Genomic DNA, 3,910 nt, shown 5'->3' on the forward strand with positions numbered 1-3,910 from the left:
GCGTAGACCAGGTCGCTTCATCGCTGATCCTGCCCTCGTCCTGGGCCTATTCGGCCGATATCAAGCAGCCGACCTTCGACGTCGAAGGTGCTGTGAAGCTTCTCAACGAGCTCGGCTGGAAGGACACCAATGGCGACGGCATCCTTGACAAGGACGGCAAGCCGCTGACGATCACCCTTGCCACCCACAGCGAGGACCCCAACCGGGTACAGGCGCTCGAATTCATGCAGGCCGTGTTCCAGCAGGCAGGCGTGGAAGCAAAGGCGCAGATCTCCGACTGGCCGAGCTTTTCCACCAACTATGTGCAGCAGGGCAAGCATCAGATCGCCCTGCTCGGCTGGCTGAACATCGTCGATCCGGATCGCCTGATGTACGCCCAGTTCACCACTGGCGGCCCAACCAATTGGGGCGGCTACTCCAACGCGGAAGTCGACACCCTGCTCAACGAGGGGCGCTCGACGCTTGATCAGGCCAAGCGCACCGAAGTCTACCAGAAGGCCGCGACCATCCTGGCCAAGGACCTGCCCTACTTCGTCGTCTCCGACCAGGGCTACCAGATGTTCTACCAGAAGAACCTGCCGACCGAGGTCCAGGCGACACCGCGTGGCTATCTGCGCGGCCTGATCGGCCTCAACGACTAAGCCGATAGCGTCGGCCAACATCGCGCAAGTGCGTTGGCCGACCGCTTCTTTGGTGACTGGCAAATTCTGCGAAATCCGTGCGGCGCGCAGGCGCTGCACGGGCCGGGAAATGGCTGCCTCGCGCCTCACGCGAACACACAGCAATGGTCGTCGCCTGATGGGCGGACAAACCGCCTTCAAATGGCTTCGGACAAAGGGACCGACCACATGATCGCTTACATCATACGCCGGCTGCTACTGCTGATCCCGCTGGCCATCGGCATGGTGGTGGTCACCTTTGCGCTGCTGCTGATCATTCCTGGCGATCCAGCCTCCGTGCTGCTCGGACAGGAAGCGACGCCGGAAGCCATCGCCACGCTTCGCGCCAATCTGGGGCTGGATGATCCTTGGTACATCAGGCTGTGGGACTATTTCGCAGCCCTCTTGCATGGCGACATGGGACAATCGATTTTCCAAAACCAGCCGGTCTCCACAATCATCGCCGGACGCCTCGCCGCAACGATCGAACTGGCCGTGGTCTCGCTGGTGCTGGCGACCATCCTGGGCCTGGTGCTCGGTGTCATCTCCGCCATCTGGCAAGGATCAATCGTCGACACCGCAACAATGCTGCTCGCCCAGCTCGGCGTTTCGATGCCGGTCTACTGGCTCGGTCTGCTGCTGATGCTGCTGTTTGCCGTCAATCTCGGCTGGCTGCCCGCCATCGGCCGTGGCGAGCCGCTGCTCGATGCGCTGGGCGCGGCCCTGTCGGGACGACCGGAGGTGCTGCTTAAATCGCTCTCGCATATTGCGCTGCCGGCATTCGCGCTGGCGGTCAATTCCGCCGCTATCATCTCCAGGCTTGTCAGGGCATCGATGCTCGAAATCCTGCGCGAGGACTTCATCCGCACCGCCTATGCCAAGGGCCTTCGCCGGCCGCGCGTCATTGTCCGCCATGCGCTGCGCAATGCGCTGCTGCCGGTGCTCAGCGTCATCGGCCTGCGCTTCGGCGCGCTTTTAGGCGGTGCGGTGCTGACCGAAACGATTTTCGCCTGGCCAGGACTGGGACAGCTGACGATCGCGGCGATCTCGCAGCGCGACCTGCCGCTCATCCAGGGCATCGTGCTGACCTTCGCGATCATCTTCGCGCTGGTCAACCTGATCGTCGACCTCCTTTACGCGGCGGTCGATCCGCGCATTCGACTGGGATAATCCGATGCAGCTACCCAAAGCCCTACGCAACACATCCCTGGTCGTTGGCGCGGCAATCACACTGACGATCGTCCTACTGGCGATCTTTGCGCCGGCCATTGCAACGCATGGCGTGGAACAGATGGACATGCGCAACCGCTTCGCGGGGCCGTCGTTCCAGCATTGGCTCGGCACCGACAATTTCGGGCGCGACCTGTGGTCCCGTCTGATCTGGGGGGCGCGCGTCTCGCTCACCATCGCCATCATCGCCGTCGTATGCTCGGTCATCATCGGCACGATCGTTGGGCTGGTCGCCGGCTATTTCGGCGGCTGGGTCGATCTCGTACTGATGCGGATCACCGACATCTTCCTGGGCGTGCCGGCCATCGTTTTGGCCTTGGCCATCGTTGCCATCCTCGGGCCGGGCGTCATGAATGTTGCGCTCGCGCTGATCGTGGTTGCCTGGACCGAATATGCGCGGGTCGTTCGCGCCACGACATTGGTGCTGCGCGAACAGAACTACGTGCAGGCAGCCCGCGCGCTCGGTGCGCGGCCCTCCCGCATCCTGTTCAAGGAAATCCTGCCGAACACGCTTGGCCCGATCATCGTGCTGGCGTCGCTCGGCCTGGGCACCGCCATCATCGCGGAATCCGCTCTGAGCTTCCTCGGCTTCGGCCTGCCGCCCCCCACGCCGACCTGGGGATGGACACTCGCCTACGGCACGAAATTCATTCGTGACGAACCGTGGCTTTCCATCATTTCGGGCGMGACCATCRTGATCACCGTGCTGGGGTTCAACCTTCTCGGCGACGGCCTCAGGGACGTCCTCGACCCCCGCCAGCTCTCCCGTGGCGGCGGCAAATCCTGACCCACTTACTCAAAGCCTACATGCAAGGAAAATAACAATGGTCAAACAAATCAATGTGCTGACGCCCAAGTTCACCACCCATGCGGACGGCAGCAACGCCGTGCTGTTCATGAACGAGCTGGTCGGTGAACAGGATGGCCCCACCATTGGTCTGTCCGCCTCTATCCACGGCAACGAGAATGCTGGTTCGCAGGCCATGCTCGAGCTGTTCCGGGTGCTGATGGACACGCCGCTCAAGGGCCGCATCCTGATGCTTCCGGTGGCCAACCCGCGTGCCATGGCGCTCAATCGCCGMTTCACGCCGCTTGATGAACTCAACCTCAATCGCGAATTCCCGGGCAACGCCAGCGGCACCTACTCCCAGCAGCTGGCCAAGGCGATCAGCGATCACTTCCTGGAAAAAATCGACCTTCATATCGATCTGCATTCCGGCACCGACCGCCCGACCGTCGACTATGTCTACATCCTGAATGACGAGCCGCTGTCGCGCGCCTTCGGGTCGAAGGTTCTCTATCGCCCGACGGCTTCGAAGGAAGGGACTTCCTTTGACGGCACCACCAAGGCGGTGACCGTGGACAAGCGCGGTATTTCATCGGTGGTTGTGGAGCTGGGCGGCGGCATCGTCGACCAGACGCCTTATGTCCAGCGCACCGTCGACGGCGTGCTAAACATGCTGCGTCACCGCGGCGTCATTCCAGGCGATGTCAAGCCGCAGCCCAAGCAGATCGTCGTCAATRAAATCGCTGGCATCCGACCGACCCAGGGTGGCTGGCTCGAGCCTTTGTGCCCGGCACTTGGCGAAACGATCAAGAAGGGCGATCTGCTCGGCCGCGTCGTCAGCCCCTATTCGTTCCAGACGCTGGAAGAGATCCCGACCCCTTACGACAACGGGATCATGATCCTCTCGCATCTGTCGCGCAATCTGGTCGAGTCCGGCGACTACGGCTTCATGGTCGGCAATCTGGAAAGCGCCACCGACTGACGGGTGAAAGTCCGGCAAGCGGGGAGCGCACCTCGCGCGCTTCCCGCTCACCAACAAGGAACGAAGCAAGATGAGCCACACGTCAGCCGCCAGTTCTCAGCCAGTGCCCGGCAGGTCGGATCAGCCTATCCTGACAGTCAGCGATCTGGAGATTCGCATTCGAACCGGACAGGGTTCGTTCGCGGTCGTGTCCGACATGGCCTTGTCGGTTGCGCCGGGCGAAACGGTCTGCATCGTGGGCGAGTCCGGTTG

At 62.3% G+C, this 3,910-nt stretch carries 4 protein-coding genes and 1 pseudogene; all 5 read left to right on the top strand.

The window, feature by feature from the left end; translation table 11 throughout:
* A partial coding sequence (locus AC1DUU_RS25600) for an ABC transporter substrate-binding protein (RefSeq protein ID WP_476786180.1) occupies positions 1–641 on the top strand: 641 nt, incomplete at its 5' end.
* 207 nt (positions 642–848) lie between these two features.
* Positions 849–1,829, top strand: coding sequence for an ABC transporter permease (locus tag AC1DUU_RS25605; protein ID WP_476786181.1), 981 nt, complete (start codon positions 849–851; stop codon positions 1,827–1,829).
* A 4-nt stretch (positions 1,830–1,833) separates the two neighbouring features.
* Positions 1,834–2,676 (top strand): ABC transporter permease, encoded by an 843-nt coding sequence (locus AC1DUU_RS25610; protein ID WP_476786182.1) that lies wholly within the window; start codon positions 1,834–1,836, stop codon positions 2,674–2,676.
* A gap of 37 nt (positions 2,677–2,713) precedes the next feature.
* Entirely contained in the window at positions 2,714–3,658 is a 945-nt protein-coding gene (locus AC1DUU_RS25615; protein ID WP_476786183.1) for a succinylglutamate desuccinylase/aspartoacylase family protein, read from the top strand.
* A gap of 70 nt (positions 3,659–3,728) precedes the next feature.
* Positions 3,729–3,910, top strand: a pseudogene (locus AC1DUU_RS25620) (hypothetical protein); the annotation flags it as partial.

This window comes from Aminobacter sp. P4_H6_2 (assembly GCF_056400805.1).

Bases quoted from the DNA above. Each gene is read 5' to 3' on its own strand.
- AC1DUU_RS25605 (WP_476786181.1), top strand. From the start codon at position 849: ATGATCGCTTACATCATACGCCGGCTGCTACTGCTGATCCCGCTGGCC.